The 3,675-nt window shown below is 68.4% G+C and carries 3 protein-coding genes; all 3 read left to right on the plus strand.

The features are described from left to right. The first annotated feature begins 160 nt into the window (after positions 1-160). The 3 genes from FOY91_RS21900 (at position 161) to FOY91_RS22680 (ending at position 3,667) form a co-directional block, all read left to right on the plus strand. The gene (locus FOY91_RS21900) at positions 161-298 is read left to right on the plus strand and encodes a hypothetical protein (protein ID WP_162527304.1); all 138 of its coding nucleotides are present in this window, start codon (positions 161-163) and stop codon (positions 296-298) included. Between the two features lie 100 nt (positions 299-398). Further along, entirely contained in the window at positions 399-980 is a 582-nt protein-coding gene (locus tag FOY91_RS20895) for an NADPH-dependent FMN reductase (RefSeq protein ID WP_145155933.1), read from the plus strand. A 167-nt stretch (positions 981-1,147) separates the two neighbouring features. Continuing rightward, positions 1,148-3,667, plus strand: a complete 2,520-nt coding sequence (locus tag FOY91_RS22680; RefSeq protein ID WP_145155935.1) for a calcium-binding protein — start codon at positions 1,148-1,150, stop codon at positions 3,665-3,667. Positions 3,668-3,675 lie beyond the last annotated feature (8 nt).

The raw sequence follows: 3,675 nt of genomic DNA on the forward strand, positions 1-3,675 counted from the left end.
GCGGGGCGCGGGGTGGCGGTCATCCGGTCTCCATACAGGCAGGCGGGCGGGCACGCGCTGTCAGCCCTGCTTTAGCCGGGCAAACCAAAGCTCGATAGGCATCGCCGCCCAGACCCGCCACATCACCTACTCGAAACGGGGAAGGGCGGGGATGCGGACCATGAACGCGACGATCGACACGCTGCGCGCCGTGCGCGGGTGGGCGGCACGCACCTTCCTGCGGCCGGCGTCGATCACGCTCGTCTCGCGTCCGGCGCTGCCGCACGGGGCCGAGGCGGCGGACGAACAGCCGGCCTGACGCCCCCGGCCATTGCCAAGCCGCCGCCGCCTGGCCCATTGGGGCGGCGAACCGCGGCGGCGCCATGCCCCGCGCCAGACGATCCGGTGGGGATGAAGACATGAGCAAACCCTTGATCGTCGGCATCGGCGGCACCCCCAAGCCCGGCTCCACCACCGAGCAGGCGTTGCGCCTCGCGCTCGACGCGGCGGCGGCGGCGGGCGCCGATACGCAACTGTTCGGCGGCAACCATCTGGCGGCGCTGCCGCTCTATCTCACCGAGGGCAGCGATACCGCCGGGGCCGAGATGATCGCGGCCATCCGCAAGGCGGACGGGATCATTCTGGCGACGCCGGGCTATCACGGCACCATCTCCGGCGCGGTGAAGAACGCGATCGACTATATCGAGGAAACCGCCAGGGACGCGCGGGTGTATCTCGACGGCTTGCCCGTGGGCCTGATCGTGACGGCCTATGGCTGGCAGGCGACGGGCAGCACGCTGGCGACGATGCGCTCGATCGTCCACGCGCTGCGCGGCTGGCCGACGCCGCTGGGCGCCGCGATCAACACCTCGGGCGGCATCTTCACCGATGGCGAATGCACCGATCCGGCGGCGGCCAACCAGCTGGCGATGGTCGGCCGGCAGGTGATGACCTTCGCCCGGCTGCATCAGGTCGATCCGACCGCCACAGAAACGGTCTGATCCGAACCCCTGCGGGACAAGTCCCGCAAGGTGAACACTTCCCTAATCGAGCCGCCGTGCTAAGATACGGCGATCAATGTGCCCGGACGAACCGGGTGCCGGCGTCGCTGATCGCATCGTGAAGGGGCAAGCCGGCAGCGGCTGCCCCGTAATCGGGGGTATGACGTATGGCGAGCACGGCGCATGCAAGCGTTTCCGGCAATGTGTTCCTGCAGGGTGAGTTTCTCAACGTCGGTATCTCGCCGTTCGGCACCTTCGGCAGTACGGTGGGGGCGCCGGACGGCTTCTTCAGCTTCTACGGGCGCGGCGGGGCGATCGGCATCTGGGCCGATCTGGATGGATTCGGCCGTGGCTCGCTGCCCACCTTCCGCGACTCCACCCTGCCCGGCTTCCAGGAGGAGAGCTTCACCGTCGGCGTGCGCAACAGCCCCGACGGCGTGCCCGTCACGCTGAAGAACAACCCGCTGACCGGCAACACCGGCATCGCCGGCGTCGCCACCGACGTTTCGGACGACAGCGCGCTCAAGGCGCGGTGGATCGGCACCGCCTCCAACGGGCTGATGGTCGACCAGCTCGTCACGCTGAAGCCGAACGACAATTACTTCAAGGTGCAGGTCACCCTCACCAACGTGACCGATACGACGCTGTACGACGTGCGCTACATCCGCAATCAGGATCCCGATCAGGCGGTCAACTTCACCACCATCAACCAGATCCTCGGCCAGCAGCCCGGCCAGCACCTCGTCGCGGCCTTCGTGCCGGACGGGACGACCCCGGCGTTCGTCTATTCGCCCGACGACAATTCGCGCGTGTCGATCGATATCGATTCGCTGGAGGACGACGGCCCCTATGCCGTCGCCAGCTTCGATGGCGCACAGGCGCAGGGCTTCAGCCTGACCGACGACGTGGGCATCGCGATCACGTTCAAGCTCGCCGATCTCGCCCCCGGCCAGTCCACCACGCTGACATTCTACGAGGGGCTGCCGCCGGACGTGAACACGGTGCTGAGCGCCATCGTGCCGGAGATCATCGCGGCGCAACCGCAGGTCACGGTGTCGGTCGAGTCGGTCAGCATCGGCGAGGGCGGCGGGGATTCGACGCCGTTCGTCTTCACCGTCTCGCGCACGGGCGATCTCGGCGCGGGCAGCGTGGTGAACTATGCGGTGGCGGGCACCGGCGACAATCCGGCCGATCCCGGCGATTTCGTCGGCGGGGTGCTGCCGTCCGGCACGATCACCTTCGCCCCCGGCGAGGCGACGAAGACCGTGACGGTGCTGGTGGCCGGCGACGGCGCGATCGAAACGGACGAGACCTTCGCCGTCGTGCTCACCGGCGGCAGCAACGTCTCGGTCGGCGGCACGCCGGCGGTGTTCACCATCGTCAACGACGATCAGGGCGCGCTCTCGCCGCTGGGCGGGCTGGCCGGCGGGCTGCTGGGCGGCACCGGCAACGACGTGCTGACCGGCACCACCGCCGGTGATTTCATGCTAGGCGACCGCGGCAACGACACGCTTTCCGGCGGCGACGGCAACGACCGGCTCTACGGCAACGCCGGCAACGATCTGCTTCAGGGCGATGGCGGCAGCGACACCCTGTTCGGCGGCACCGGCAACGACGTGCTGCGCGGCGGAGCGGGCATGGACGTGCTGGAAGGCGGCTTCGGCAACGATGTCTTCGCCGGCTCGCTGGCCGAGCTGAACGGCGACGTCATCACCGATCTTTCGTCCGGCGATACGATCCATATCGACGGCGCGACGCTGGCGACGCTCTCGTTCGCGCTGGACGGCAATACCCTGCGTTTTGCCGGTGGCGAGACGGTCGGGCTGCGCGGCGGGGCGTCGGGCAGTTTCGTCGCCAGCGCCGGCGGCGGCGGGGTGAACCTGACGTTCGTCGGCAGCACCGTCACGTCTGGCAGCGCGGCGAGCCAGTCGCCGCTGGCGGTGGATAATCCGCTGGTCGACGACCGTTTCTATCTGGCCACCTATGCCGACGTGAAGGCAGCCGGCGCCAGCCCCGACGCGCATTATGCCGCCTTCGGCTGGAAGGAAGGGCGCGATCCGAACGCATTGTTCGATACCTCGGCCTATCTCGCCGCCAATCCGTCGGTGCGGGCGGCAGGCGCCAACCCGCTCGATCATTATCTCACCGTCGGCGCGCGTGCCGGCCTCGACCCTTCCGCCGGGTTCGACAGCGAGCAGTATCTGGCGGCCAATCGCGATGTGGCGCGGGCGGGGATGAACCCGCTCGAACATTATCTGCTCTACGGCAAGGCGGAGGGGCGCACCGCCTACGCCGCCGTCGGTCCGCGCCTGATCGATGATTTCGACCCCGAATATTATCTGCTGGCCAACCCGGACGTGGCCGCTGCTGGCGCCGATCCGCTCGCCCACTACCTCAACTTCGGCGCGCGCGAGGGCCGTGATCCGAACGCCGTGTTCGATACGAGCTACTATGTCGCGCACAACCCGGACGTGGCGGCATCGGGCATGAACCCGCTCGACCATTTCGAGGATTTCGGCTGGCGGGAGGGGCGCAACCCCTCCGCCGCGTTCGACACCAGCGACTATCTTGCCGCCTATCGCGACGTGGCGAGCGCCGGCATCGATCCGTTGCAACATTATCTAAGCGCCGGCCGGCTCGAAGGCCGCGCCACCTTTCCCGCAAACGACGACGGCCTGTTCGCCTGACGCCACGC

It is taken from the genome of Alterirhizorhabdus solaris (assembly GCF_007785815.1).
GTDB lineage: Bacteria > Pseudomonadota > Alphaproteobacteria > Sphingomonadales > Sphingomonadaceae > Alterirhizorhabdus > Alterirhizorhabdus solaris.

What these genes read in the sequence shown, in the direction of transcription:
- FOY91_RS22680 (WP_145155935.1), top strand. Translation starts at nt 1,148, where the DNA reads ATGGCGAGCACGGCGCATGCAAGCGTTTCCGGCAATGTGTTCCTGCAG.
- FOY91_RS21900 (WP_162527304.1), top strand. Translation starts at nt 161, where the DNA reads ATGAACGCGACGATCGACACGCTGCGCGCCGTGCGCGGGTGGGCGGCA.
- FOY91_RS20895 (WP_145155933.1), top strand. Translation starts at nt 399, where the DNA reads ATGAGCAAACCCTTGATCGTCGGCATCGGCGGCACCCCCAAGCCCGGC.